Source organism: Micromonospora sp. NPDC047074, from assembly GCF_040643815.1.
GTDB lineage: Bacteria > Actinomycetota > Actinomycetes > Mycobacteriales > Micromonosporaceae > Micromonospora.
Genome location: NZ_JBEYVB010000035.1, coordinates 17,033 through 43,157 on the forward strand (window position 1 = coordinate 17,033; position 26,125 = coordinate 43,157).

The 26,125-nt window shown below is 70.2% G+C and carries 25 protein-coding genes; 11 read left to right on the top strand and 14 right to left on the bottom strand.

Going from position 1 to position 26,125, the window contains the following annotated elements; translation table 11 throughout:
- The first annotated feature begins 16 nt into the window (after positions 1-16).
- The 8 genes from ABZ809_RS27620 to ABZ809_RS27655 all read left to right on the top strand — a co-directional run bounded on the left by ABZ809_RS27620 (position 17) and on the right by ABZ809_RS27655 (position 6,496).
- Positions 17-307 (top strand): hypothetical protein, encoded by a 291-nt coding sequence (locus ABZ809_RS27620; protein ID WP_357565526.1) that lies wholly within the window; start codon positions 17-19, stop codon positions 305-307.
- Positions 304-1,317, top strand: a complete 1,014-nt coding sequence (locus ABZ809_RS27625; protein WP_357565527.1) for a zeta toxin family protein — start codon at positions 304-306, stop codon at positions 1,315-1,317. Before ABZ809_RS27620 ends, ABZ809_RS27625 begins: the two co-directional genes overlap by 4 nt.
- Positions 1,318-1,521: 204 nt before the next feature.
- Positions 1,522-1,881, top strand: coding sequence for a plasmid mobilization relaxosome protein MobC (mobC, locus tag ABZ809_RS27630; protein WP_357565528.1), 360 nt, complete (start codon positions 1,522-1,524; stop codon positions 1,879-1,881).
- The gene (locus ABZ809_RS27635; protein WP_357565529.1) at positions 1,881-3,377 is read left to right on the top strand and encodes a relaxase; all 1,497 of its coding nucleotides are present in this window, start codon (positions 1,881-1,883) and stop codon (positions 3,375-3,377) included. Before mobC ends, ABZ809_RS27635 begins: the two co-directional genes overlap by 1 nt.
- A gap of 16 nt (positions 3,378-3,393) precedes the next feature.
- The gene (locus ABZ809_RS27640; RefSeq protein WP_357565530.1) at positions 3,394-4,350 is read left to right on the top strand and encodes a hypothetical protein; all 957 of its coding nucleotides are present in this window, start codon (positions 3,394-3,396) and stop codon (positions 4,348-4,350) included.
- Between the two features lie 175 nt (positions 4,351-4,525).
- Complete coding sequence (locus tag ABZ809_RS27645) at positions 4,526-4,747, top strand: hypothetical protein (RefSeq protein ID WP_357565531.1); 222 nt, start codon at positions 4,526-4,528, stop codon at positions 4,745-4,747.
- Between the two features lie 211 nt (positions 4,748-4,958).
- Positions 4,959-5,396, top strand: coding sequence for a hypothetical protein (locus tag ABZ809_RS27650; protein ID WP_357565532.1), 438 nt, complete (start codon positions 4,959-4,961; stop codon positions 5,394-5,396).
- A gap of 620 nt (positions 5,397-6,016) precedes the next feature.
- The gene (locus tag ABZ809_RS27655) at positions 6,017-6,496 is read left to right on the top strand and encodes a hypothetical protein (protein ID WP_357565533.1); all 480 of its coding nucleotides are present in this window, start codon (positions 6,017-6,019) and stop codon (positions 6,494-6,496) included.
- 62 nt (positions 6,497-6,558) lie between these two features.
- On the opposite strand, the gene ABZ809_RS27660 is transcribed toward ABZ809_RS27655, so the two are convergent.
- The 7 genes from ABZ809_RS27660 to ABZ809_RS27690 form a co-directional block, all read right to left on the bottom strand.
- The gene (locus ABZ809_RS27660; protein WP_357565534.1) at positions 6,559-7,812 is read right to left on the bottom strand and encodes a hypothetical protein; all 1,254 of its coding nucleotides are present in this window, start codon (positions 7,810-7,812) and stop codon (positions 6,559-6,561) included.
- Complete coding sequence (locus tag ABZ809_RS27665) at positions 7,799-8,338, bottom strand: SigE family RNA polymerase sigma factor (protein WP_357565535.1); 540 nt, start codon at positions 8,336-8,338, stop codon at positions 7,799-7,801. Before ABZ809_RS27665 ends, ABZ809_RS27660 begins: the two co-directional genes overlap by 14 nt.
- A 494-nt stretch (positions 8,339-8,832) precedes the next feature.
- Positions 8,833-9,108: a hypothetical protein gene (locus tag ABZ809_RS27670; RefSeq protein ID WP_357565536.1), complete on the bottom strand. Its 276-nt coding sequence runs from the start codon at positions 9,106-9,108 to the stop codon at positions 8,833-8,835.
- A gap of 602 nt (positions 9,109-9,710) precedes the next feature.
- Complete coding sequence (locus tag ABZ809_RS27675) at positions 9,711-10,046, bottom strand: helix-turn-helix transcriptional regulator (protein ID WP_357565537.1); 336 nt, start codon at positions 10,044-10,046, stop codon at positions 9,711-9,713.
- A 101-nt stretch (positions 10,047-10,147) separates the two neighbouring features.
- Positions 10,148-10,462: a hypothetical protein gene (locus ABZ809_RS27680; protein ID WP_357565538.1), complete on the bottom strand. Its 315-nt coding sequence runs from the start codon at positions 10,460-10,462 to the stop codon at positions 10,148-10,150.
- A complete protein-coding gene (locus tag ABZ809_RS27685; RefSeq protein ID WP_357565539.1) occupies positions 10,459-10,743 on the bottom strand; it encodes a hypothetical protein in 285 nt (94 codons plus the stop codon). Before ABZ809_RS27685 ends, ABZ809_RS27680 begins: the two co-directional genes overlap by 4 nt.
- A 261-nt stretch (positions 10,744-11,004) precedes the next feature.
- A complete protein-coding gene (locus ABZ809_RS27690; protein WP_357565540.1) occupies positions 11,005-11,205 on the bottom strand; it encodes a hypothetical protein in 201 nt (66 codons plus the stop codon).
- A gap of 205 nt (positions 11,206-11,410) precedes the next feature.
- On the opposite strand from ABZ809_RS27690, the gene ABZ809_RS27695 reads away from it, so the two are divergent.
- Positions 11,411-11,884, top strand: a complete 474-nt coding sequence (locus ABZ809_RS27695) for a hypothetical protein (RefSeq protein ID WP_357565541.1) — start codon at positions 11,411-11,413, stop codon at positions 11,882-11,884.
- 34 nt (positions 11,885-11,918) lie between these two features.
- On the opposite strand, the gene ABZ809_RS27700 is transcribed toward ABZ809_RS27695, so the two are convergent.
- The 4 genes from ABZ809_RS27700 to ABZ809_RS27715 all read right to left on the bottom strand — a co-directional run bounded on the left by ABZ809_RS27700 (position 11,919) and on the right by ABZ809_RS27715 (position 21,612).
- The gene (locus ABZ809_RS27700) at positions 11,919-13,058 is read right to left on the bottom strand and encodes a hypothetical protein (RefSeq protein ID WP_357565542.1); all 1,140 of its coding nucleotides are present in this window, start codon (positions 13,056-13,058) and stop codon (positions 11,919-11,921) included.
- A gap of 191 nt (positions 13,059-13,249) precedes the next feature.
- Positions 13,250-20,737 (bottom strand): helicase, encoded by a 7,488-nt coding sequence (locus ABZ809_RS27705; protein WP_357565543.1) that lies wholly within the window; start codon positions 20,735-20,737, stop codon positions 13,250-13,252.
- On the bottom strand, positions 20,737-20,913 hold the full coding sequence (locus ABZ809_RS27710) for a hypothetical protein (protein ID WP_165942569.1): 177 nt from the start codon (positions 20,911-20,913) through the stop codon (positions 20,737-20,739). Before ABZ809_RS27710 ends, ABZ809_RS27705 begins: the two co-directional genes overlap by 1 nt.
- Positions 20,914-21,339: 426 nt before the next feature.
- Positions 21,340-21,612, bottom strand: coding sequence for a recombinase family protein (locus tag ABZ809_RS27715; protein WP_357565544.1), 273 nt, complete (start codon positions 21,610-21,612; stop codon positions 21,340-21,342).
- Between the two features lie 157 nt (positions 21,613-21,769).
- Here ABZ809_RS27715 and ABZ809_RS27720 point away from each other — a divergent pair, with 157 nt between their 5' ends.
- Positions 21,770-22,216: a hypothetical protein gene (locus tag ABZ809_RS27720; RefSeq protein ID WP_357565545.1), complete on the top strand. Its 447-nt coding sequence runs from the start codon at positions 21,770-21,772 to the stop codon at positions 22,214-22,216.
- A gap of 75 nt (positions 22,217-22,291) precedes the next feature.
- Positions 22,292-23,128 (top strand): hypothetical protein, encoded by an 837-nt coding sequence (locus tag ABZ809_RS27725; RefSeq protein ID WP_357565546.1) that lies wholly within the window; start codon positions 22,292-22,294, stop codon positions 23,126-23,128.
- A 317-nt stretch (positions 23,129-23,445) separates the two neighbouring features.
- On the opposite strand, the gene uppS is transcribed toward ABZ809_RS27725, so the two are convergent.
- The 3 genes from uppS to ABZ809_RS27740 form a co-directional block, all read right to left on the bottom strand.
- Positions 23,446-24,216: a polyprenyl diphosphate synthase gene (gene uppS, locus ABZ809_RS27730; protein ID WP_357565547.1), complete on the bottom strand. Its 771-nt coding sequence runs from the start codon at positions 24,214-24,216 to the stop codon at positions 23,446-23,448.
- Positions 24,217-24,467: 251 nt separating this feature from the next.
- Positions 24,468-25,196 (bottom strand): protein phosphatase 2C domain-containing protein, encoded by a 729-nt coding sequence (locus ABZ809_RS27735; RefSeq protein ID WP_357565548.1) that lies wholly within the window; start codon positions 25,194-25,196, stop codon positions 24,468-24,470.
- Positions 25,193-26,020: a GntR family transcriptional regulator gene (locus tag ABZ809_RS27740; RefSeq protein ID WP_357565549.1), complete on the bottom strand. Its 828-nt coding sequence runs from the start codon at positions 26,018-26,020 to the stop codon at positions 25,193-25,195. Before ABZ809_RS27740 ends, ABZ809_RS27735 begins: the two co-directional genes overlap by 4 nt.
- Positions 26,021-26,125 lie beyond the last annotated feature (105 nt).

A 26,125-nucleotide genomic window follows, 5' to 3' on the forward strand; every position in this document is an offset into this window, starting at 1 on the left:
GGTGAAGGAGGGAACGATGGCTGAGGGTGACGGGAGACAAGGCGAGTGGCGGCTCACTGATCTGGGAACCTGGACCGAGCAACAGGCTGCCGACTTTGAGTTGGCCAGGTCGGTGATTGGCACGGTGATTGCGGCATGCAGCAGTCGCCTTGGTAGAACGGTGGATGCTGACGAGCGTGCCGGGTTGCTGACAACGCAGCAGCAGTACATGCGGGAGCGACGGCTCCTGACTTTCGAAGACGAGGAGCAGATCAAGCGGATCTTGCGCGACTATCCGGCGGTGGCACGAAAGATGTCGGGGCGATGACCACCAGCATGGATTTCTCGATGTACCGGCTTCCTGCCGAGGATTTGCGGCGCATCTTCGAGGAGCAGATCAAGCCGGGCTACACCGGTACGTCAAGAGACAACCCCACGGTGGTGTTCATCGCCGGTCAGCCCGGTGCGGGAAAGACCACCGTGGAGTCTCAAGTTGTCCGGCAGCTGGGGCGCGAAGACGCCGTCGCGGTCGATGGTGACGATCTCTTTCTCTACCATCCGGCCTACGACAGACTGGCCGCTGAGGACGACCAGACGGTGCGAACTTTGCTCGCTGATGCTGCGGACGAGTGGTGGATGATGCTTGCCGAGTACATCCAAGAGCAGCGGTTCGATGCGGTCATCAGCGCACCATTGGCCGGAGCTGACTGGGCGGCAGCCCGATTCGCAGACTTTCACCAAGCCGGGTTTCGGGTGGAGTACGTCTTCGTCGCGGTGCACGAGGCCCGAAGCCTCCTCGCGATCTTAGACCGATACCAGCAGGAGAAGGACACGTCCGACGTCGGTCGCTTCGTGCGGCCCGAGATCCACGACAGGGCGTACGCCGCAGTGCTTGCTACGGCGGATCGGCTGGAGGCCGAGCATCTTGTTGATGCCGTGTATGTGGTGCGGCGCGGGGGCGAAATCTTGCACCACAACTCCCTGGACACGGCCGGCAACTGGCACGAGCCCGCAGGGTTGCGGCGAGCAATCGAAAAGGAGCGGTCCCGGCCATGGACGGACGAGGAGCGCGACCACTTTCGTCAGCGGGCGCAGGCTACGGCGGCCCGGCTCGGCGAGCATCTAAAACCTGCTCTTGTTGACGCCGTCCGTCGGGCCGTGGCTCACCGCAATCTAGCTGGCGGACGATCATCCACCACCGCAGCAGCTCAAGCCTTCCCGTCATCGAGGAGGGCTTCGCTGACCGAGGAAGCTGCACTGGGCAGCACCGCCCAAGGCAGCACGATAGGCGCATCATCGACACGAAGCACGACTAGCGACCAGGCGGTGTCCCGATAGTGGACACACTTGCTCGACCTGTCGGAGCAAGTTGGAGTAAAAGTCTGACTTTTGGTCAGGCGGGCCGCGCAGCGGCCGGGCAGATCAGGGCGGCGTCGGCCCGCCGGGAGGGTGGTCGACGTGGCTGAGTCGCCGCAGGTCGGTGTGGTCCGGTTCGGCGCCAGTGAGCGCCGCAGACGTGCCCACACTGACGATGATCCGCGTGTGCACCGAGTGACCGTGCGGCTGTCCGAGGCGGAGCTGGCGGCGGTCGAGGCGAACGCGGCGGCGGCCCGGATGGCCACCTCGGCGTACCTGGCGGAAGCAGGATCGGCGCCGCTCGTGCCCGCCCCGGCCGGGCCGAGCGGAGGCGGGGAGGCGGGCCCATTGCTGGTCGAGTTGATGGGTGTACACCGACAGGTCCGGGGCGCGGCGACCAACCTCAATCAGGCGGTAGCGCGGCTGCACTCGACCGGGGAGCCGGCCGGGGACCTGGCCGCCACGGCGGCGTACCTGGCGCGGATCGCGGCCCGCGTCGACGACCTCGTCACTGCGATCGCTGCCGCCCAGACCGGCCGACGCTGATGATCCCGAAGGTCACCTACGGCACTCGGGTTCGGGGCTTGTTGGAGTACCTGTGGGGGCCGGGGAAGGTCGAGGAGCACGTCAATCCGCACCTGGTCGCCGGGTACGACGACGTGGCACGGCTGGCTCCCGAACGGCATGACCGTGACGGCGAGCGGTGGTCGTTGGACGAACTGGCGGCGCGGCTGGACGCGCCGCAGATCGCCGCCGGTGAGCGCGGGGTGAAGCAGTACGTGTGGCAGTGCTCGTTGAGCCTGCCGGCCCACGAGGGGCAGCTCGACGACGCGACGTGGGGCCGCATCTCGGCCCGGTTCGTGCAGGAGATGGGCTTCACCGGCGACGCGGAGCGGGCCGGGTGTCGGTGGATCGCGGTGCGGCACGGGCTGTCGGCGATGGGCAACGACCACGTGCACCTGGTCGTCACCCTCGCTACCGAGGACGGGGCGCCGGTGTGGCTGCGGCAGGACAAGCGGCGCAGCCAGCAGGTCGCCGACCTCATCGAGGACGAGTTCGGGCTGGGCAAGTGGACACCCGGTCGGGCCGGGGCGACCCGGCGTCCGGAGCTGACCCGGCCCGAGGTCGAGCGGGCCCGGCGCGTCGACCAGGCGCCGGACCGGGAGCTGCTGCGCCGCCAGGTCCGGGCCGCGCTCGCCGGTGCCACCAGCGAGGCCGAGTGGGTCGCGCGCATGCGAGCCGCCGGTCTGCTGGTCGCCGCGCGCACTGCGGCGACCGACCGGGACCAGGTGGTCGGATACGCCGTGGCGCTGCGGCCGGCCGGTGCCGGCAAGCCGCGCTGGTATGCCGGCCGCCGCCTGGACGGTGAGCTGAGCCTGACCCAGATCCGTAAGCGGTGGCCCGACGCGCCGCCGGCGTTGGCCGGGCAGTGGAAGGCGGTGGATTCCGCAGAATCGCCGACGCTGCGGGGTGAGGACCGGATGGCGGTGTGGCGGTCGTCGGCCGCCGCCCTGGAGGCGATCAGTGGGCGGCTGGCCAGCGTCGCGCCGGGCTCGCCGCAGTGGCCGATGGTGGCCCGCGCCAGCGCCGACCTGATGGCCCGGGTCGCGGCGGCCACCGAGCCGTCCGGGCGGGGCACGGTGACGCGGGCGGCTGACGCACTGGCCCGCGCGGCGGCACCACCACGTCGCGCGCCGGCACCGGCGGCGTCGACGATCGCCGCCGAGCTGGGCCGGGTCGCCGACGCGCTGATGGTCACCGGACCCGCCCGCAACGGCGGTGAGGCGGCAGTGCTGCTCGCCGTGGTTGTGCAGGCGGCCCGGCTGGTGGTGGCGCTGGCCGAGCTACGCGCGGCCGAGCAGCAGGCACACGCGGCCGGCGCGGCGGCCAGGGCGGCGGCGCACCTGATGCCGCTGCTCGCCCAAGGCGCGGTGCACGTCGAGCGAGACGTTCCGGTCCCGCGCGTGGGGCGGGACGAGCCGGATGCGGCACGGGCACGGGCCCGCGTCGACCCGGCGGTGGATCAGCAGACGCAGCGATGAGAGACGGGGGACGGTAGTGGCCGACAACGAGATGGCCGAGATCCACCAGCGGGCCACCGCGGCGATGACCGCCGCGATCCAGGCCGCCGGCCAACTGGCCCAGGTGCTCATCGACGCCCGGATCGCGCAGCTGCAACGCGCCGCCCGGGCCAGCGAGGAACAGGCCCGGCAGATCCGCGCGCAGGCCCGCGCGGCACAGCAGGCCGACGCGGCGGTGTGGCGGCCGGCGATGCGCCTCGGGTGGTGGCGCACCGCCGGGACGGAGGACATCACGCGGGTGTGGCGGGCCGCGTCGACGTGGCAGCACATAGATCCCCGGGCGCAGCAGGTCCGACAGACGGTCGTCGACCAGCTCGCCAAGCGGGCCGGCCGGGCGGCCGAGAAGCACGAGCCGGAGCGCGAGCCCGACGACATTGAGGTGCTGTCCGACGCCGTCGACCGGGCGGTGCGCGAAGCCACGGACCGGGCACGGCGGCCGGCGATGTCCGCCGAGGCAGTGCGGGACAGGCAGGAGCGGATGGCCGCCGAGGTGCGCAAGGCATGGCCGTCTGGGCAGCGGGCCGACAGGATGATCGGGTGCGAGGCGTGGGGTGCTCTGGCGTACACGCTGGACCAGGCGCAGCGAGCTGGCCACGACGTGCAGCAGTTGCTGCGCGGAGTGCCCAACTTCGTCGACCGGGCCCGGACCCCAGGGGCGTTCGCGTGCCGGGTGGTGCAGGACCAGCTCGACGGACGTATCGACCTCGGCACGGTACGTCGAGACCGCAGCCAGGATAACGTCGAGAACCAGGCGGCCCACGCCGATCCGGCGGAGAGCATCGCGACCAGCAGTGAACCGGCGGTGACGGCCGCTCGGGCGTTCCCCGTTTCGACCCGAGATGCTGTGGCGGGGGCGAAGACCGGCAGCGACGCAGCCGGGCAGGTGCCTGCGGTGAAAGCTGTGGAGGCCGGCCTTGACTCGCCCAGCCGGTAGGCCCGTCCGGGGTCGGCGTCCAGTTCTCGTCAACCTCCGACGAAGTCGGGCCCGCTACGTAACCGTGCCGCTGACGCGACTCCGCACGGCGTTGCGGGGTTCCTAGCCGCTCCCCGCCGATAGGTGAGAGGCGACCAGGCAACGGGCCCGGCCGCCTCGAACAAGGAGGCACAGGATGGAAAACAACAACCGCATGAAGGCGCTCGCTGACGAGCTAATCGGCGAGTTGTCCCAGAGCCGGGAGGAACGCGCCGAGCAGTACCGGCGGGCACGCAACATCGCCCTCGGCGCGGCGAAGCCGAACCGGCCGCACCGCGAGGCGCATACCTTCACAGAGACGCCGCTGCTCCGCGAGATCGACCGCCGATGGAACGAAGACCTGCGCGACGACGAGTAGGCCTGCCAGTAGCTTTCGGACCAGTTCAGCCAGTGGTTCGATTGAGCACCACCTGCGGCCTCGGGCGTCACTGCCCGGGGCCGCAGGCCGCACAGCACAGGTCAGGCTTACGGTCGCCGCTGCTGGGCGGGCCGAGGCCACCGCGGCCACCGTCACCACCGAACGCGACGCCGCCCGGCTCACCGCCGACGTCTCCCGCCTGAGCGCCGAGGTGGACACCGTCCGCGCCGAACTGGCCGACGCGCGTGCCGCCGGTGAGCAGGTGCGCGGGGAGCTGGCCGCCGCGACCCGCCGTGCCGAGACCGCCGAGGCCCGCGCCGACCGAGCGGAGGCCGCCACCGTGGCAGTCACCGCTGAGCGGGACACCGCCCGCCGCGACCTGGTCGACGTCGACAACGCCCGCCGCGACCTCGCCGCCGAGCTGCGCGCCGAACGCGCCACCCTCGCCGAGGTCCGCCGCCAGGTCGAGCAGCTTGCCGCCGAGCGCCGCGCCGCCGAGCAGGCCGCCCAGGACGCCCGCGCCGACGCCATCCGACACGAGACCACCGCGACGGCCGCCGCCGACCGCGCCCAGGCCGCCGAGGCCCACGCCGAGCGGCTCCAGGCCGAGCTCAACCAGGTCCGCACCAAGCCGGGCCGCAAGCCGTGACGGCGGGCGATTCCGAGGAATCGCCCGCCGTCATCCGACTGTCCGCGCGGCCGAGGCCGTGTTCCCGCACGACCCCGACCACTACCTCCAGTCCCCCGAAACCGCTGAGCAGCAACCCGAGACACCGAAAGGCAGCATCATCATGACCGAACCCCCGTACCGACACCCAGCGCCGACCGCTCGCGCGGCTGTTCCCGCTTCTGAAACGGGGTCCGGGGCGGTACGCCTCGCTGGCGGAGTCGGCTCGGCCCGCGTTCGGCGTGCTGGCGGTGTTCCTGGCCGGCCTGTGGTACCGGCAACGCGCGCACCTGGACTGAGGACCGCCGCCTTCCCCCCAAAGGGTGGAGGATTCCCGGGGTGCATGTGAGGGTGGCATGGTCGTGAGCCTTCGATGCCGTCTCAGTCGCTGTGCTGCAACCGGCGATCTGGGTCTTGCAGCGTCAAAAGGATATCGACTATGGTCATCGCCACGGCCGCTACTCTACGCGATTGAGATATCGCTTTACGTATCGTCCGGTGTCCTGCAGGGGCGGCTGCGACGCGCTCGTCGTGGCCGTTCGCCTGTTCACGACCCATCACGGGAGGGTTCCATGCGAACGGGTAGACGACTTATCGGTGTCATGGCCGCACTGGTCGTGGCGCTCGGGATCACCGCCACGCCGGCGCACGCCGCGCCAGCAACACCGTCTGGTAACGCTCCGGTGGTGGCCACGCCGGCGCCGGCCGGATTCGCGCCGGGGGCGGGACCGACGTACCACTTCACGGACGGCGCGAGGGCAGTCGGCGACATGTCGGTCTTGGCGGACAGTCTGCCGTTCAACTACACCTTCGAGTACGAGAAGTCGATGGAAAGCCGCCGGTTCAAGACGACGACCGGCAAGGTGTGCAACTGGACTGACGTGTACAGCACCGTGGACATCACGATCGACCTATGGGTCGACACGCTTGGCACCGATGTCCAGCAGGGCAGTACTGCCACGTTCCCGGCGGCGGGTGGCACCCACTACTACTGCTGGACCGGCCTGAACAACAACAACACCTACTACCTGTGGTTCCACAAGGGCTGGGCGCAGGGCGCAGGTAGCGTTACCAACAGCTGAGGCACCGCATTCGACAACATGCAGGGGCCGCCCGGTCGGGGCGGCCCCTGCGCGTATGTGGTCTAGCGACTGGTCGAGACCATGATGTTCACCTGACGCAGGGTGGTGAGGTTCGCCGTGGTGATCAGCCGCACCGGTGAAAGGCCGGAGACCCGGCCGACGGTCAGGGCGCCGACGCGGTTGTCGCGCTGTGCGGGGTCGGGCACCAGCACCCGGTTGCCGATGTTGACGTTCGCGTCCGCCGGCAGGTTCTGCAGCCGCAGGCCGGTGCCGTCGCCGGCTACCTGGCCGGGGTGGTTGCTTATGTCGGTGTAGGCAGGACTGGTGAACCCGACTGCGGTGGACGCTTTGATGGTCACCTGGCGGGCGGCGGTGTCGACGGCGGAGACTTGGCCCACCAGTCCGTCGCCGGTGGCCGCCAGTTGACCCGGCTTTACCCGGCTGGTGTCCATGACCGACACCGTCAGCGACTCAGGCTCCGCAGCGACGACCTGCGCGGCTATCGGCTCGGCGTCGCCGAACGCGCCGCCATCAGCTGCGGCCCTGAACACGCGGGTCTTACGGTGAAACCCCGTGATCGTGGTGGTCAACGCCGTAGACGAGATCGGCAGTGACTGCACACGCACCGGCCCGGGGCGGCCGCCATCGCCGTCGCGCAACTCTTGATCGACCGTTGTGCTCGACACCTGTACCGAGGTGACACCCGGCATCGCCAGCACGATTGCGTAGGCGCCCCAATAATCCCCGCTGACCGTCCTGATCGGCCCTTGCAGGCGGGCACTGACCAGGCTGACCACCTTGGTCGTGGCCGGATCCGGTGCCGGCCGGTCGGCGCGCAGCACCAGGCCGCCTCCGTCATCGCCACCTCCGGTGAAGAACCCGATCCTCGGCATCCCAGCGCTGTCGTACGCCTGCGCGATCACCACCAAGCCCAGCGGCTCGGTGCGGGTGGCCAGCAGGGTGCGGGCCTCGGTGTGCGGGCCGGCTGACGCTACGGTGTCAGCGGCGGCGGCGTTCCATATCCGCGTGACCGTGCCTGTGAGGCCACTGCTCACCGCGTTGCCCGCCGGCGCCCAACCCAGGAAGGGACCGTCCGGAGGCGCGGCGGCGAGCTGCCCATCGGCAGCGCCCACGATCCGGGTCGTCGACGTGGCGGCCAACGCTGCCACCATCACCACCGCGCAAGCGGCAGCCACTCGCTGACGTCGACGCCGCTGGCGGGCTCGGCGCAGCACGGCCACCTCCGGAGCCTGCGATGGCCTCACCTGCTTGGCAAGGTCACCCAGCGCGCCCCGCACCTGCTCATCTGTGTACATCCGCCGCTCCCTGCCTCTCGTGCATCCGTCCCACGCCGTCTTCCTCCGCCAGATACGCCCGCAGCGAGCGCAGGCCCCGCGAGGTCAAGCTTTTGACCGTGCCCAGCGAGCAACCCAGCGCCTCAGCCGACTGCTGCTCACTCAGATCCATGTAGTGACGCAACACCACTGCCGCCCGTTGCCGCCCCGGCAGCCTTCCCAGCGCCCGCCGCAGCGCATCCCGCTGGTCCACCGCCTCATACGGGCTCGCCGCGACCAGATCATCTGCCAGGCCTAACGGCCGTTCCCACCACGACCGGCGCCGCTGAGCGCTGATGTAGGTGTTGACCAACACCCGCCGCACGTAGTGGTCCACCGCGTCGCCGTGATCGATACGCCGCCACGCGACCGCCGTTTTGGCCAGCGCCGTCTGTACGAGATCCTCTGCCCGCGCGGCGTCACCACACAGCAAAAACGCCACCCGCAGTAAACCGCCGTAGCGCGCCCGGACGAACTCGGTGATCTCGTCGTCTACACGCCTGTCCATCCAGCTCCCCGCACCGTCGGCTCCTCGTAACCCCTACTCACGCACCCACCCCATCCAAAGGTTGCCGGTGAACCTGCGCCGTCGACCCGATCGGCGCCAGTCAGGTCTGGCTGGCGCTCACGCGGTGATGGGCGCGAGGCCGCTCAGTCGGCTGTGCGGCGAGACCACCGTGACCTTCGCGCGCCGCCACCCACCTGGTGATCTGAACCGCGCCCACCGACTGACGACCCGGCAGCGGGCCCGCGCCGGTGCGCGCAGGCCGGGACGTCACCGTGACTGGACGCGGGCGGCGACCACGGCACCCGGGAGCGTGAGGACGTGTCGCGTCGGTGTGGGGCACCGCTCGGGTACGACGTGGTCGTGGTGGGTGACCCGGTGGGCGGTGACAGGAGCGGGGGAGTCGGGCGCCGCCGTCACCGTGCCGGCCGCCGGCATGCGGCGGAGCTGTAGCCGGGGGCGGAAGCTAGCGTCGACCTCGCTGGCACATCAGGGGGTCAGCTCTTGGTTCCGGCGCCGTGCAAGAAGACCATCGCCGCAATGCTGACCGTGGCCGCGCCGATTGTGGCGACTCCTCCAGCACCGAGGCCTTTCTCGATACTTTCTGTCACCGCAGCGGTTACTAGACCAGCCAGAATCCCGATGACACCAGACCCAACGAGGGCCACCAGCAGCCAGAGAAGACGCATGGCAAGTGGCATGCCCTCGTCGTCCCTGAGGGGCGTCACGGAGGCTTCAGTCTTTGGCTGCATGTCGAAGATCCCAGCGTTCAAGATCCCACCCGCCCGAGTGTCGCGTCACGAAGCTCGGCCCGCAGAACCCAGGCCCGGTCGACAAGCCGGAGGGCGTAAGCCACCAGGCTCCATCGGGACGCGCCGGTTGCCGCAATGTCGTACAGCTCGGAGCGGTACTCGTCCCGGTAACGGCTGCGATGTTCGGCGGGCAGGACGCGAACAGCAGCGCTAACCAACCGCTCCGCGGAAGGCGAGCGTCTAGCCCACGTCGCCGAAGGCGTGCCCGATGGAGTCAGCTCGGCGGTATGCGAGTCCGCCGCCCGGGCCTCTGGAGTCAACTTACATAGCACGTTGACCTTCGACCAAGCAGACGCTCTGGCCTCCTCACTCTCGGCGGTGGAGTGAGATCCCGCGCAGGCGAGGGCGTCATCGAGCGTTTCGTTCAAGCCCCACGGAGACTCATCAAGTGGCTGACCACGTAAGAGCCGCTGCTCCAGCTTGTCGATGTACCTTCAAGGCTGACCGAGCAGCCCAGTCGCAGTCGCATTCTTTGTCCAGAGCGCCGTCGCGTAGGACCTGGACGGGCTTGCGTAGCTTCTGGAGAAGTTCGGTCGCTCGTCGCTCAATGGTTGCCATGTCACTCATCCGGCAACCCCGCCAGCGGCCGGACCGAGGCGGAGGCCAGCCAGCCGGCTGATCGGCGTACGCGCGGTGGCCAACGCGTGACGGGCGTGTTCAGCGCCATCCGGGCTCAGCTTGTAGTAGCGCCGCTTCGGACGGCCTTCGATGGCGGGGTCGATGTCTTCCCAGCGAGACTCCAGCCAACCGAGAGCCTCCAGCCGAGCCAGAATGGGGTGGATGGTGCCGGTCGCCAGCCCGGCCGCCTCACTCAGCTGCAGCCCGTACAACTCCTGGGTTGGGTTCTCCAGCAACGCGCGAAGCACGAGCTGCGTCTGCACGGTCATCTTCGGAGCCATGCCCTAACTCTAGCTAGGGGCTAACTAGAGTTCAAGTGCGTGCGGGCATTGGCGGCGGGCCGGAGGGGGCTCGCCATGCAGGGTCGCCCCAAGCGGCTGTGCTACGCGGCGGCGGGACGCTCCCGCCGGGCAACCTGGGCCAGCGCGCGGACGACGTCGGCGGGCCGTACGGTGATCGGCTCGTCGCCGGCGGCGTCGAGCGCGGCATAGTGCGCCTCCACGATCTCCCGCAGGATCGCCCCTGGCTTCACGCCGCGGGCCTCCGCGTCCTCCATCACCCGGCGGGCGATGTCGCTCGAGTACCGGGCGGACATGCTCACCTTCGTCGTCGGCGGGGTGTCGTCGACCACCGCGTCGGACCAGTCCTGGCTTTCCAGCGACTCCTGCGCCGCTCTGATGTCCTCTGCTCGGCTCATCGCCCGCCCCTCTCCATCAACTTGCGCAGTGGCTGCGCCTCGTCATCGTCGAGCCACCGCGCCCCGACTACCACGTACTCGTCGTCGGTCTCCTCGATAAGCGCCACCGCCAGCAGCCGCCCGTCCGGCACCGCGCCGACGACGTGCATCACCGCGCCGATGTGGCGCACGATCCGCGGCCGGGAGGCGGTGAGCACGTGCAGGGCCGCCTGCCAGCCGACGCCGGCGCGGTCGAGCGCCTCGTAGCTGGTGTACGAGAACCGGTACGGGTCTACCGACATGGGAAAAGTATACAAACGCATACGCCGCGTGGAGTGGCTTCCGGGCAGGTAGTCGATGGGTCCTTCGTCTGCCCGGCGATCTGAGCCGTACCCATCGACTGACGACCCGGAACCGGCTCGCGCCGGTACGCGTTGGCCGGGACGTCGCCGCGACTGACGCGGGCGGCGACCACTGCAATCGAAGGCGCAAGTCCACGTCGCCGCGGTGGAGCGGGGTCTTCGAGCGAGGCTAGCGGGGACCAGATCAAGAGATTCCCTGCCTCACTGCGGCTCGCCGACCGTGAACCGGACGGCAGTAAGGATGAGCAGGAGGGTGCCGCCGAAGCCACCACCCCCCGTCAGCACGGCGGTGGGCGGATTGAGGCCGCCGGCCCAGGCGAGCAGGCCAGCGGTGGCGCCGACGAGGACGGCCGTTAGGGCGGCGATCGCGAGCCAGATGCCGCGGACGGTCAGGGTGGTCAACGGGCAGCCTTTCGACGGTCGAGCTTGCTGATGAATCCATCGTTAGGCCTGCTCAGAGCAGTTGATCTCCGGACGTCGACTTGGGCTCATGGTTGTTCCAGCGTTGTCGTGATGCTGGGAAAGCGAGTCGTAGGTGGTGGTCCTTAGACTTCGGTTGTCAAAGCGTGACTTCCGAGCGGGGGCGAGTGTGCCGAGAACGTTGAGGATGCCGTCGAAGGACGTGCTGCCGGAAGGTCCTCGCCGCGCCTTCGTCGAGGAGTTGTTCACGCACTACCGGGAGGCTGGCCGGCCGACACTGCGGCAGATCGAGAGCTGGATCCGGGACAACGAGGACCTGCCGGGTACGGCGAGCACCGAGACCATCCGCCGCGTGCTGACTGGTGCCGTTGTGCCGCGTACCTGGGCAACCGTTGATGCCATTCTCCAGGCGTTCTGCGCCCTGGCGGACCGGAGCCCGGACGAAGACCGGTGGCCCGAGGACAACTGGTCCGAGGTGACTCTGCGGGGTGAGCTGAAGAAGCGCTGGAACGCTGTGCTCGACGACTACGAGGGCGACGTACCGACGCTGCCGCCCAAGCCGAGCCCGCCGCCGGCACCGGCGCCTCGTGGCAACTTCGAGGACCCTTGGGCCGACGTCGCCCCCGCACGTGGCAACTTCGACGAGGAGCCGCCCTTCTGATCGGCGCCGCGCTCTGGGCTGATGCGTTGGTGGTTCAGTAACCCTCGGGAGTGTCGGTGTCTTCCTCCAGTGCCCAGGCCAGGATCTGCTCGTCGGGAGGTACTCCGGCGGCGTCGAGCGCGAGGGCGGCGTCGGCACGGAGGTCTGCGAGGGCCTCGGTCCGGGTCCACGGCTTCAACCTGTCGTCACGCATCGTCTGGTAGTGCTTGAGCAGGGTCGAGCCGGCCTGCGCCCATCGTTCTGCGACGGCGCGGGCCTGAGCGGGAAGCACCTCCAGGAAGAGGTTGTGGATGCGTGGCTGGGAGGTACTGGAGACCAGCTGCAGGTCATCGAGCGCGAGGCCAGCGCGGACTTCCTCCAGCAGACGGGGGTCGGTCTTGTCGGGCAGCGTCAGGTACTGCTTCTTGGTGTCGTGGACGATGAATCCGAGATCCTTCGCCATCCAGAACAGCCACTTGTGGGCGCGTCGGCAGATCAGCACCGGAACGATCCGCTGACCGGGCAGCTCCTGTTGGTAGTGGGCGGCCTTGTAGAGGAGCTGGTGCACTTCGGCGTGTCGGGGGTAGAGGGTCAACCGCCGGTTCTTGATCTCGAACAGGACGGCGTGCGGAACGGGCAGTCTCGCCACCGGGTCGTTGACGAGCATCCACGCGCCGGAGTCCAGTGGGCCTCTCACGCTGGCCGTGCCGAGGGTGGCCACCTCTCCGAAGCCTGGCGTGATCGGTACGAAGCCGCGGTGCATCGCGTCGGTGAGCGAGGCACGCACGACGGCCTCGCCCGCCGGGCCGAACTCCGTCTTGCTCCACCGCAGGAAGCGGGCGTAGAGCATGGCCTTACGCCGGATGACCCGCTCGATGTATGTCCAGCGGCCGTCGACGTTGCCGGGGATGATCAGCTCGGTGGTGATCCCACCCTTGGTCGGGTGCTCCCAGGTCTGGATCTGCTCTTCTGCGGTGAGGTCCCGTACCGCCTCGCTGAGGATGTGCGGGAAAAAGGAGGCACGCCGACCGCTTCCAGGTTCTTCCCACACTCGCTCCCACAGCCGGGCTTCCAGCTCTGCGTGCGGCACAGCGAACTCGGCCTCAACGAGGTCGACGACGGCGCCCTTGGCGAGTTCGACCCAGGCAGCGCGATCCAGGCCACGCACATCGCGGACGCCGTGGCCGTGGCTCACCGCAGGACGCCGTTTCATTTCCTCCCCCGCCGACGCCCCTACATAGAGATGTCTCTGGTCCGGGTGCGCTCATGATCCGCCTGGCGGCGGCAGCTATCGACGGTCGTTCAGTCTAAGAGCGCCGAGGGTGTGATCGTTTATTCCGGCATCGGGGCCAAGAGCGTCAATGGAGCCGGCAATCGCCTGGCGGATCAGCGGGCGTGGTCGTGGTCGGCGGCGCGGTAGGTGCTGGTCGGGGCCGGTGAGACGGGCGCGGCGGCCGGGCCGCTCGTCGACGCCGCGCGAGGAACGGGGAGGAACGCCTTGGCGGCGACCGAGGCCGAGTCGACCGCCGAGGCGGGCACGGCTTGGCGCTCGGATCGAAGGAGCGGCGCGAGGTTGTCCCAGACCAAGTTCGTCAGGCCGGTGCGGAACGCCTCGTCACCGTGTAGCTCGGCGAGGCGTACCACGGCGTCGGGGCTGTCGACCTCGCTGATCGCCGTGGTCATCGCGGAGGTGTAAGCGGTGGCAAACGCGGCCTGGTCGTGGGCGTGGATGGCCGCCTGGACGTCGTCGGCGCGGAACGCCTGCTTGCTGCAGGCGTCCAGCAGCGCCCGGTCCTCCGGGGTGGTGGCGGCGATGATCGCGGCGGGCGTCAGTGGGTCGACTGGTTGGTGCGGCCCGGCCGCGGCCGTGGGCGTCGCGGTCGGCGCCACTGACGGCGACGGCGGAGGCGGCGCGTCACGGACTGCCTGGTGCACGGCCTGCCCGGCGGCGCTGTAGAGGGCGTGGCGCCAGTCCGGCTCGTCGCACCGGAGCATGACGGCCACGGCCATCTCCGTGTTGCCGGGGTCGGCCAGCGCGTGGCGGAGCGCGGTGTCGAAGGTGGCGGCGAAGGTGGGCAGATCGGTGGTGCGGGCGGCCTGCTGGACGGCTCTGTCGCCGGCGACGCTCTGTACCCGGCGTTCGAGCCAGCTCTGTTCGTCGGGGGTCAGGCCCTCGCGCAGGTTGGCTGGCATCCAGTCGATGACGGTGACCGGCACGGCGGGCGGCGCGCTCGGCGGGGGTGGTGGTGGGGCGGCCATCAGGTCGATGACGGCGTTGATGGCGCGCAGCCGACGACGGGCGTCCAGCAGTTCGGCGCGGCGGGGGAAGGGCTGGTCGAGTTGCTCGACGGCCCGGTCGATCTCGTCCTGTTGCTGCGCGATGCGCGCCTGCACGGTGGCCCGGGTGCTGTCGAGGTCGGTGAGCTGGTTCTCCAGGCGGCGGATCAGGCCGGTGGGGTCACCCTCGATGGCGGCGGTGAGGCTGATGGTGGTGGAGGAGTCGGGGATTCCGTGGAATTTCAGCGCGACGAGCAGGCCGTCGCGGCCGGTCCAGAGCACCGCGTCGACGCGGAAGCCGCCGAGCTCGGCCACGCCGTCGGCTTCGCGCTGGTCGGTGGAGGCGATGCCCTGGGAGTGGGCGGTCAGGGCGTGTTGCAGGGCCCGGCCGGCCTCGGCGCGTTTGGTGAAGCGGTGCCCGGCGACGGTGGCGGCGAACTTGTCGCCGCGGGTGTCCTGGCGGCGGCTGATCGCGTCGTCGAGGACGTCGACGCGGCGGGTGTCCTTGACGATCCACGCCTTGAGGTCGCCGATCTGTCGGCGCAGCGCCGCCTGGGTGTTGTGGTGGGCGCGGTCGGCGCGGTCTAGGCGGGTGAGGTCCTGGGCGACCTGCTCGCGGTCCATCAGCAGCGGGTTGCCGGTGGCGATGGCCTTGATCTGGTGCGCCTGCAACGTCTCGTCGCTGACGTCCTCGATCTCGCGGGCGGAGGTGCCGCGCATGATCTGGTCGATGAAGGTGCCCTTGCGGGCCACGGTCTGCCAGGAGAAGGCGTCGAAGCTGCCGGCGACGACGTAGCGGTAGATGCTGACCTCGGCGTTCTGGTTGCCCTGACGCAGGATGCGGCCCTCGCGTTGGGTTACGTCAGCCGGCCGCCACGGGCAGTCGAGGTGGTGCAGCGCGACCGCGCGGGCCTGGACGTTGGTGCCGACACCCATCTTGGCGGTGGAGCCGATGAGCACGGCGACGTCGCCGGAGCGGCAGGCGTTGAACAGGCTGGCCTTCTTGGCGTCGGTGTCGGCCTCGTGGATGTAGCGGATCTTCTCGCGGGGCATCCCCCGGTCGACGAGCAGGTCGGCGAGGGCGTCGTAGACGTTCCACTTCTCCGGGTTGGGTGTGGACTGGTCGCAGAAGACGATCTGCAGGGCACCCGGGGTGGGGTGCGGCACCGGCGTGCCGGCGTCGGGGCTGAGCAGGTAGACGGTGTCGCGGGTGTCTCGCCAGATCGCCGCGATGCGGTCGGCGGCGGCGTCGATCTTGCCGGGGGTGTTCTGCTCGCCGCCGATCAGGCGCATGTCCAGGGAGGCGGCGCGGGCCTCCCCGGAGACCTTGAGCATGTTGTCCTGCTCCGGCTCGACGCGGCGGTTGCGGATGTCGTCGACGCGCTCGTCGAGGCTGGAGATGAATTCCTCCAGCTCGGGTGACGGGTCGAGCGTGATGATGTGCGGGGCGCGTTCGCCGTCGTCGCGTTGGGTCAGCAGCGGCGTGGGCAGCGCCAGGTCCTCGGGTGTGCGGACGTCGCCGTAGCTGCGCATCATCAGCGACAGCTCGGGCACGTTGGTGTACTTGGCCAGCCGGGCGCGCATCTGGAAGCCCTGCCCGGTCGGCGACACCTCGATCGCGGTGACGACCTTGGCGAAGGTGGCCGCCCAGGTGTCGAAGTCGGTGGTGCCGGTGGCCGCCAGCAGGTCCGGGCGGAGTTGGCGGGTCACCACGTACAGCTCTCGCACGCTGTTGGCGATCGGGGTGGCGGTGGCGCCACACACCACCCGAAGGCCCTGCTTGCGGCGTAGGTAGCTCAGCTTCATCCGGAAGTCGACCGCCCGGTCGGAGCCCTCGTGGCCGGCGTCGGGGATGGCGCTGTTGATGGTGTCGTTCTTCAGCTCGTGCAGCTCGTCGCGGTAGATGAAGTCGATGCCGGTCTGCTCGAACGTGACACCCGGATCCCGGGCCTTGCCCAGCTTCGCCTTGATCCGTTCCTCTTTGCGCGCGAGGGTGTTCTGGAGCCGCTTGACGGTGCTGTTTCGCTTGGGGCTCTCGCCGTTTTCGATGGCCTGCTCACCGGCGCGCACGATCTTCTCGCGCAGTTCGGCCAGTTCCTCGTTGAGGAAGGCGCGCTGCTCGTCCGGGGACAGCGACAGCCGCTCGAAGAACGAGGCGGCCATGATGATCGCGTCCCAGTCGCCGGTCGCGGCCCTGGCGACGAAGCGGCGCCGCCGCTGGGTGCTCATGTCGTCGCGGCCGGCGGCCAGCAGTCGGGCCCGGGGGTAGATCTGGAGGAACTCGCGGGTGAACTGCTCCAGCATGTGGTTGGGCACCACGATCGCCGGCTTGTTGACCAGGCCGAGGCGGCGCTGCTCCATCGCGGAGATGGCCATCACGGCGGTCTTGCCGGCGCCGACGGCGTGGAACAGCCCGACCGCGGGTTCGGCGACGATGCGGGCCACCGCCTCCACCTGGTGTGGGCGGGGCACGAAGCCCACCGCGATGCCCGGCAGCGACCGGGTCACCCCGACGTAGGAGCGCGGCACGGTGGCGTTGAACAGCTCGTTGTAGCGGGTGGCGACGTCGGCGGCCCGGTCCGGGTCCTCCCACACCCAGGCGGCGAAGCGTTCCTCCAGCTCGATCGCCTTGGCCTGCGCCGCTGCGGTGGCCTCCACGTCGAGGGCCCGCTTGCCCTCTTCCACCTCCACGAACACCCGGATCGGGGTCTTGGTCAGCAGCCGCTGCGCCAGGTCCGGCGCGGCCATACCTTCCGTGCCCCAGGTCGAGCAGGCCAGCACGCCGGCGCGCAAGCCGCGGACCCGCCAGTCGGATCCGCCGACGTGCTCCACCCGCAGCCCCGGATCACGCAGCGTTTCCCGCAGGAACTGCTCGACGACGGCGGCGGGCAGGAACGGCGCACCGAACGCCGCGTCGATCTCGCCCGGCCCGAGGTCGCGGGGCACGACACGGTGCAGCGCTCGCACATTGGTCTCGAAACGCGGGTCTTCCTCGGCGGCGGCCTGGGCGGCACGCAGCTTGACGCGCACGTTGCCCGACAGGTACTCCGGGGCCTCCACGAGCCGGCCCGTGTCGGGTTCGTCGAAGACCAGCTCGCCGAGCGCGGCGCGGGCCTCCGGCTCGCTGACACCCAGCAGCCGGGCCACCTCCGGCAGCCGCACCTCGCCGTGGGTGTCGACGCAGATCGCCAGCGCGTCCTGCGGGGTGTCGGCGCCGAGCTGCGGTGCCCGGGGCAGGATGACGCGCCGGGTGAAGATGTCGGCCTTGGTGGCGCGCTGGGTCGGATCGTCGAAGTGTTCGAGGGCGAACACGGTGGCGGCGTGCGGGTCGGTCTGCCGGAACTTGCCCATCGGCGGGTTGATCCGGGCCATCTTCGGCTCGCCGGTCTCCGGGTCCGTGCGGCCGGTCGGGCGCCGGGTGTACCGGTTGAGCGGCCCGTAGGTGGCCACGTAGGCGTCGTAGCGGTCGTTGAGCTGCGCGCGCAGCGCCGCTGGCGTTCCCTCGGTGGCCGGGCCGCCGTGCTCGTCACCGTCGTCGAGGGTGGCCGCCTCAGCGGACAGCAGGGCGGTCACGGTGTCACGCAGCCCGAGCAGCGCCCGCAGCTCGTTGGCCTGCGTGGCGGGCACCTCGTGGGGCACGATCTGACCATCGGCGACCGTGGTGAAGGCGCCGTCGTCCAGGGCCTCGATGTGGCCCTCGGCGCGGTCGGTCGGCGCGAGCACCGCCAGCGGTTCGGCCTGCCGGTCGGCGTCGTCGCGGGGCGTCATGGCCAGCCCGTCGCGGCGGGCCTCGTCGACGACGTCGCGTAGTACCCGCGCCAGGTCCACGGCCGTGTCGCCGCCCGCGCGCACGATCAGCTCGCCGTCGCGGTTCATGCCGCGCCCCAGCACCATCTCCCCGAGTACCCGCTCCGGGTGGTCGAGGAAGTAGCCGTTGACGTGCTCAGGCTGCTCGGCGTTCGTGTCGAGGTCCAGGGGGCGGGTCTGCTCCCACGTCATCGCAGCGGGCTCACGGTCCGGCTCGCGGCGCCGCAGGATCAGCAGGTCGGTGACGGCCTGCGTGCCGGCGGTGGCCTGGTGCGCGCCCGAGGGCAGACGCACCGCGGCGACCAGGTCGGCCAGCGCGGCCATCTCCCGCCGGGCCGCCGGGTGCCGGGCGTCCATCGTGAAACGGGAGGTCAGCACCGCGACCAGCGCACCGGGCCGGGTCAAGTGCAGGCTCTTGATGATGAAGTGGTTGTGCAGCGAGTGCCGGCCCGGGTTGTGCCGCCGGTCGACCAGGGGCAGCCGCGCGAACGGCACGTTGCCCACCGCCAGGTCGAACGCCCCGGACGGGGCCCGGGTCTCGGCGAAGCTCTCGGTGCGGATCTCCGCGTGCGGATACAGGGCGGCGGCGATACCGGCGGTCACCGGGTCCAACTCCACCCCGACCATCCGCGCCGTGGCCGGGGCGAGGCCGATGAAGTTGCCGGACCCGCAGCCCGGCTCCAACACCGCGCCGCCGTCGAAGCCCAGCTCCCGCACCGCGTCCCAGATCGCCTGCACGTAGGCGACATCGGTGTAGTGCGCGTTGAGGACAGTGCGCTCGGCGGCGGCGAACTCCGCCGGCGACAGCAGCTCCCGCAACTCGGCTCGCTGCGCGGCGAAGCGGGCGTAGTTGGGGTGGTTGGTGCGGGCCTCGAACACCCCCGCCACCGCACCCCACCCGGACCAGCGAGCCAGCACGGCCTGCTCCTGGGCGGTCGCCGGCCGCCCGGCGGCCTGCACCTCCCGCAGGGTTCGCAGAGCGGCCAGGTTCGCTCGGAGCTTGGCCATCTCGCCGGCGGGCGCCAGGTCCTGCTGGCCGCTCGGCCGGAACGATTCCGTGGCATCAACCACCGCGGCGTCGGGCGCCGGGTCGTCGGCGGCCGGCCCGGTGGGATCGGGGCCGGCCGCGCCGACGTCGTCGACCGGATCGGCTACCGGGTCGGTGGCACCGGTTCGTCGTTCTGGTCGGCCTCTTCCTGCGCGACCCGCTGCCACCACGGGTCGTTCGGGTCCTCCACCAGCGGCGTCCACGCCGGGCTCGCCGGCGTCGTTGACGCGCTCGGCGTCTCGCCCGGCGGGCCGTCCGTCGCCGGGTCGATCAGGATCAGCTCGGGCAGGATCTCCTCCTCCGCCGTCCGCTGCGCCGCGTTCAGCCGGCCCAGCTTGCCGAGGTAGCCCTCGTCCGGCTGGTCCGGCCCGGCCAGCTCCCGGGCCCGCTGCTCGATCGCCGTCGCTGCTTCCTCCCCCAAAGTCGAGAAGAAGCTGTTCGGGTCCTCGATGGTCGCGTACCGCTGGGGCAGGTACGTCTGCCAGTGCCTCTGGGCCTGAGCCCCGTACCGGTTCATCCCGCGTCTCCGTCTCTGCTCGCTGCTGCTCCGGTGCTGATCTGGGCGGCTGGTCACCAGGAGCGGACGGAGGGCCGTTCGTGGCGGCGGCGCCGCTGAGCATCACTGGTGCCGGCGCGTCGACGGCGGTGTCCGGGGTCGTGGTCGCAGGTGCCGGCGGCGTGGGCATGACGGGCACACCCAGCCGCTCGGCGGCGTACGAGGCCCACCGGTCGACGAGATCGGCGGCCTGCCCGTCGAGCATGGCGCGGATGGAGTCAGCGGCCACCGCCCGCCCCGCCCGCGTGACGAAGCCCCGCACGGCCCGGGCGACCCGGCTGGTGACCGCAGCCTCCACCAGCGGGAAGGACTCCACCACGGCGCCAGGGGCGCCGGGGAACGCGAACCCGAGCGGCCCTGGCCTGCTCGGGTGCCGGGCCACGGCAGGGGCGAGCAGTTGGTAAGCCCGTTCGGCCTGCCGGTCGTGCTCGTTTTCGAGCACGACGGTGACGCCGGCCGCCGTGTCGGCGTGCGCGGTGAGCGCGGCGACCTGCGAGCCGGTCAGCGTGGGCCCGGCGGGCGCCACCACCAGCGGCGCGTCCTTACCCAGCTCGTCGGCGCGTTCGGCCAAGGCGATGGCCTCCAACGCGCTGCGGGCCACGACTGCCCGGCCGTCCCGCTCGGGCTGCTCCGCCAGGCCGATGAGGCAGTCCGCCGGCCGGTAGACCGCCGTGGTGGGGCTGTGCAGCACCGGCGCCGCGTCGGTCGCCGCGCCGGGCGGGGCGTAGCCGACCCACCCGACGACCGGCGCCCCGGCAGCACGGTGGTCTCGCACCCCGACCATCACGCGGTTGCGGAACCGGTCGACCAACTGGCCGCCGCGGCTGGTCGCGGCCAGGCCACTGGCCACGATCTCGGCGTCGGAGAACCCGCGCCGCCGCAGCTCGTTGACGACCGTTGCCGGCCGGTCCGGGGCGTATCCCACCGTCCAGCGCCCGTCAGTCGGTACGCCCTGTGCGGTCAGCCACCGCGATGGCCCTGGCGCGTCGTCGAGCTGCTGGCGGTAGACCTCGGCGGCGACGGCCTGGGCGGCGAGCAATCGCTGCCGGACAGCCTGGTCCACGGGCGGGGCCGGGGCGGGGCCGGCTACCTGCGCCGCCAGGGACTCCGCCCGACTCGCCAGGTCATCGACCCGATCCACCGACGCGACGATCCGCTCGACCGTCGTGTCACGAGGCGCAGCCATCACCGGTCCTGGCCCGCGCCACCACCATCTGGCAGCAGCCCCGCCGCACGCAGCGCCTCGAACACCCGCTGGTGATCGCCCAGCACCCGCACGATCGCGTCAATCTGGTCCTGCAACCCGGTCAACGCCGCGTCGACGTCGCGCTCTGGCGTGGCCTGGCTGTGCGGCTCGCTCACGATTCCCCCGCATGATCGTTTCCGAGCACATCAAGGTAGCCGGCCGGCGCATACGCCGCACCCCTGTTGCCGCGCCGCCGGTGGGCGCACCGGGGGCAGTGCCCGCGCGTCGGTGCGGGTCAGTTCCCGCCGGTAAACCGGCGGTAGAACGAGGCCTCCGGCGGGGCCTCTCTCGGAGATGCCCGGGCGACCGTCGGCGCCAGGTGGGTGAGTGGTCACCCAGGGGTGGGATCCCCTCGCGCCGGCCGCCCAGAGGGCTACCAGACCGGCTCCGGGACGACCAGGCCAAGCCGCTTCGCGGTCGGCTACGCCGAGCCTGGCCGTCCCGGAGCCGGTCTGGTCGATCGGAGATCGGCCGACACGAGGAGATCCCACCCCACCCCCGGCACCGCGCGCGGGCAAGCCCGCAACCCCGCCCACCATGGCCTACGCCGACTCTTGCGCCGCGTCATACCGGGTCAGCACGTAGCTGACGCTGCTCTTGGCCCACTTGCCCTTGCCCGACGGGGTCGGCACCTGCTCGGCGTTCAGCGTCTCGGCGATGGCCGCCAGCGACAGGCCCTCACCGCGCAGTTCCGCCGCCCGGGTGGCCGAGGGCGGCACTGGCGCCGGCGGCCGACCCAGCCGCACACCCCGGTCCCGGGCCGCCGCCATCCCCGCCGACACCTCGGGCCGGCGCATCTCAGATTCACTGCTCATGTCCGCAGCGTACGGCAAAAAGGTACAGAAAAAGACCCCTCGAAGGAGCTTTTTCTGTACCTTTTCCTGTACGATAAAGAGGCAAGGAACGGTCCGGCCAGGTGAGCCACCACCCGGCCGGACCAGGAAGAACAACCCCTCTGCGAAAGGGAGTTCCATGACCCAGCGTACGACGATCCCGACCCGAGAGATCGACCACAACGACCAGTGCGTCGGCTGCGGTGCCGACGCCTACGGCGTCAGCGCCGGAGACCCGTGCCACCCGGAGTGCTCGTTCGAGACCGGCACGTTCAGCCCGTCGGTCGTCCTGCGGGCCGCCAACCTGCGGGTACGCAACCACCCGGCCGGGGTCGGCTACGACATCGCCGGCGCGATCTTCGCCGCCGCCGTCGACCTGGCCGGCAACGACCAGGCGCAGGCCCTCGCCGACGCCGCCCGGCAGGCGCTGGCCGACTACCTGGTCGGCCAGTGGCCGCCGAAGGCCGAGGCGATCCGCAACCAGGTGGTCTACCGCCACGGCCTCTTCGCCCAGCTCACCGAGATCGGGACCTCCCTGTACGGCGCGGCCGACCAGCACGACGGCAACGACCCCGACGACTGCTGACACCCAGCCGGGCCGGCCCCCGGTGGGCCGGCCCGGCTCTCACCAACCCGTCAGCGCATCGAAGGGATCGAGATCATGACCAGCACCAACACCCGGCCCGCCCAACTCGCACCGGTCCGCATCGGCCGGGGCCGCGTCGTCCACCTCGGCAACCTCAGCAGCATCAAGGGCCCGGCCGGCGAACCCCGCTACGTCGCCGGCTCGTGCGGGGCAAGCACCCGAGGCGACACCGTCACGGTCGGTGCCGCCGTCACCGCGCCGATCGACTGCCGTACCTGCACGCGCTCCAACCCGATCCGCGTGGCCTGGATCAACGCCACGGTGACCGCGTCGACCAGCGAGCCGGTGACCCTGCCGCACACCGGACTGACCGTGCCGCACACCCAGCTCCGCGTCGACGGCCCCACCCAGGTCGGCCCGGGCCGCGCGGAGCAGCACCGGCTGTACCTCGGTGCCCGCTTCGTCGGCTGGATCACCACCTACCCGCGCCACCCGCACCGCAGCGCCACCTACCAGACGAATTCCCTCGGAGGGAGAGAGCTTGACGAGTACGCCCAGCAGTGCCGGCTGTTCACCGGCGAGCCCGCCACCGTCGCCGACGTGCTGGCCGAGCTGGTCCGCGAGCACATCACCGCGGCAGCCGTCGCCGAGCGGCTGGCCGCGACCCGCACCCCGACCCGGCTCATGCAGCACATCCGCGACGGCGATGGCCAGCCCACCGGGGCCCCGTACCCGACCACCTACGGCAGCGTCAACGCACCGCTGACCACCGACCCAACCTGGCACCGCGCGGTAGCCCGCGCCCTGCACCGCGACTCCCCCGCCGGCCCCGGCCAGCACTGGCAGATCTGGACCCCCACCGGCTGGACCCGCCTGCCCGACGTCGTCGACGTCGACCAGGACCTCGGCTGACTGCACCCGTGCCCGGGCCGCCACCGGCCCGGGCACGGGTGCGCCGCCCGACCAGCATCGACGGGGAGACCACCATGACCAACAGCCACCGGACCGACGCCCGCACCATCCTCGGCACCACCACCCTGGCCGCCCACCGCCCGCTGCTGGCCTGGGCCGTCGGAGCCATCGCCCGCAGTCACGCCATTGTGGGCGCTCACGTAATTGGCCCAGGGTCGGCTTACGTTATTGATCCGGCCTTGGGCGCGGCTCGGGCTGAGGTGTCTGGCTTGGTGGTGTTGCCCCCTGCGGGAACCGATGGGGATTGTGGTGCTGCGTCAGGCACCGTACCGGCGATGGCGGGCGGCGTAGGACCGTAGGGCGCGGAGAAAGTCGATTTTCCGGAAGCCGGGCCAGTAGACGTCGGTGAAGTGCAGCTCGGAGTATGCGGCTTGCCAGAGGAGGAACCCTGACATGCGGCGTTCCCCGCTGGTCCGGATGACCAGGTCGGGGTCGGGTTGTCCGCTGGTGTAGAGGTGGGTGGCGATCTGGTCGGCGGTCAGCCGTTGGGCAATGTCGTCGATGGTGTGACCGGCTTGCCCTTGCTCTTCGAGCAGCGATCGGATGGCGTTGAGGATCTCTTCACGGCCGTCATAGCCGATCGCGATGTTGAGATGGAAGGCCGTGTTGTTGTCTCGGGTGGCTTCTTCGGCCAGCTTGAGGGCGTGCCTGGTGGAGTCCGGTAGGACGTCGAGCCTGCCGGCCGTGTGGACCTGCCAGATGCTGGACGGCCGGGTCAGGCGTTCAGCGACAACGTCCTCGATCATGCGCAGGAGGTTGTCGACTTCGTCGGAGTCTCGCTTCTGCAGGTTGTCAACGGAGGCGACGAACGCGGTCACATGTTGGATGCCGATTGCTGCGCACCACTGAAGGACCTCGTCGAGGTGCTCTGCCCCGTAGCGGTGGCCGATTTTGGCGTCGGTGAACCCTGCCTGTCGCGCCCATCGGCGGTTGCCGTCCATGACGATCGCGACGTGCCGGGGCAGGCTCCCGCCGGCCAGTTGCGCGTTGAGGCGCCGCGCGTAGAGCGCGTAGGCAGCGTTCTTCACTGTCGTCCACATTCGCGAGATCTAATCATAGCGGAGCTGACAGTCCCGGCGTTTCGCTCGTTCCTTCACACGACTCTCATAACTGCTCGCCGGCCAGGCCTGCCGGTAGCTTCGGGCCAGAAACAACTCCAGTGCTGGTCAAAGACGGGGATAGCTATTCCCCGGCTCAGGCGTTCGCGCAGGGCCCTTGAGCAGGGTTGAGGTTGTCTTTGGTCCGGAAGCTACGGCGAGGCCGTAAGGGCCGAGGCGGCTCAGTCGGAGTTTGCGCCCGCCAGAACATCAAGGACAGCGACCGTGATGTTGTCCGGACCGCCGTGTTCGAGAGCCGCCGCGATCAGGTGGTCAACCGCCTGCCTCGGTGTTGAGGCGTCCGTCAGGGCGGTGTGAAGGAGGTGCTCCGGCACGTACGAACTGAGCCCGTCGGAGCAGAGCAGGAAGCGGTCGCCTGGGGTCAAGGCCAACAAGGTGATGTCTGGTGAACGGCCGTCCAGTCTCCCGTCGAGGAAGCGTGCTAACCGTTCGGGCAGATTGGGTACGTCCGCAGCGTCAGCGACCAGTTGCCCGTAGACGTGATCTTCAGTGATCTGTGTGGTGTGCCCGGTTGACCGGCGAAGCCGGTAGGCCCGCGAATCCCCGATGTTCGCCAGGGCAGCACTCGTCCCGTTGATCAACATGGCGACCAAGGTTGTGCCCATGCCGGCGAGCTCAGGTTCGGACGTGATCCGTGCTCGAAGAGCGTCGTTGGCGGCACCGACAGCCTTCCCCAGCGTGGTGGCTAGGGCCTGCTGATCAACTTCCTGGTCGTACTGGCGAAGTGTCTCGATCACCGTTGAGCTGGCTACGTCGCCGGCGACATGTCCTCCAAGCCCATCAGCTACGGCGATCAGAGAGCACCCCAGGTAGATCGCGTCCTCGTTGCGCCGTCGGACATATCCAAGGTGGGAACCACCAGCCTGGTCGAGGTGGAGAGCTGACGTCATGAGGCACCCCCGTGCCTGCCATCGGGCGTCTCGCCGGCCTGTTCAGGCCAAGGACCCTGCGCTGACTCGTCTCGGTGCAGGACGTGGATGGTCTCGACACGGTCACTAGCAACGACGTACTCCGTCACTTCGACGGGCTGACCGTCACCCCCAGATGTGCCGACACGCACGATCTCCAGGACGGGGAGGCTGGTCGGGATCTCAAGTAGCGCCGCCTCGTCCTTGCTGGGCATGCGCGCCCTGTGGATCTCCATCCAGCTCAACGGCCAGTGGCCAGCGCGCTCTAGGCGGTACAGCCAGTCCCCCGGGCCAGGCGCTTGCGAGGCAACGCCTGGAATGTCGGCTACCCGAGGGTGGATCCAGGAGATGTTGATCTGGAAGGGAGGCTCTGACTCCGGGCCGGTGACCCGAAACCGCCGTAGGACTTCGGTGCTTGCCGGGACGCCAAGCAGCTTGGCAATCCGGGGGTCGGTCAGTGGCTCGATCGTTGCCACCGGTGGGATGTGGTGCTTCCAAACTTCCTGGCTGGATGCCGAGGGGAACGAGTAGCCAGGGGCGGTCGCATTCCTCTTCACCAGGTTTCCGCGAGGGCGACGTGGGCGGATGGTCCCGTGGCGGACGATGATCCCCCTGCCTTGGACCGCCCAGACGTAGCCCTCGGCCTCTAGCGCTCCGATAGCTCTCCCGATGGTGTCCCGGTTGGCTCCGTACTCGGCGGCGAAGTCGTCGAGGCGCGGCAGCTTGGAACCGGGCTCCCACTCGTTGGTCTTGATCCGTTCCCGGATCTTGGCCGCAATGTCCAGGTAGCGCGAGTGTACGGCCACCGCTTCTCCTCATCTCCAAGAATTGTCTTGGGACTATCGTTGACAGCCGAGGGGCTGACAGTCAACATTGTCCCAAGACAAGACCGAAGGGCCAGGGGATCGCAC